Here is a 668-nt window from a genome sequence, read left to right on the forward strand (position 1 = left end):
AAAAGTGTAAACTCTGTAAACACTATCACTAAAGATTATTCATATAAAGTTCTTGAACAACGTTCTACAGGAGAAGCTACTATATTACAATTTTTCTTGAGAGAGGAATTATTATATACAACAGGTTTACAATATGATGTTGAAACATTATATAATGATGGTACTAGAACAAGAACAGTATATGAAAACATGATAAATAACTTTTTGGATAAAATGMATCCAAATGTATGCGGAATGTCTATTACATTCTTACCAAATTATGTAGGAGATGACATAAATTACGTAAATGACCCAAAATATTCTGCAGCAAATGGTCAATTTAGCTATTATGTTGCTAGAAGCGGAAATCAAAAAGAATCTAGAGGTTTTACATCTCAAGAATTAACAGAAGATTATATAACAAAACCATTATCAACAGGAAAACCTTATATTACACCTATATATGAATATTTGTTGTTTGGAACTAAAAAAGAGCAAATATTTAGYTGGTGTGTACCTATTAGAAATAATGGAAATGTTATTGGGGTTATAACTACAGATATATTAGTTTCTTCTATTAATTCTTTAGTAGCAAATATACAGCCTTTTGAAGGTGCAGAAGCTTCTTTATTTGATAGCGACGGAAATATATTATATGATGCACAAGATACTAATAATGTAACTAAAAA

Annotated in this window: 1 protein-coding gene; it reads left to right on the forward strand. The window is 28.1% G+C overall.

Annotation, left to right across the window (positions count from 1 at the left end; all coding sequences use genetic code 11):
* Window positions 1-668 (forward strand): cache domain-containing protein (locus tag GQX97_RS13600; RefSeq protein ID WP_232473430.1); only part of this gene is annotated, 668 nt, incomplete at both ends.

This window comes from Brachyspira sp. SAP_772, from assembly GCF_009755885.1.
Lineage (GTDB): Bacteria > Spirochaetota > Brachyspiria > Brachyspirales > Brachyspiraceae > Brachyspira.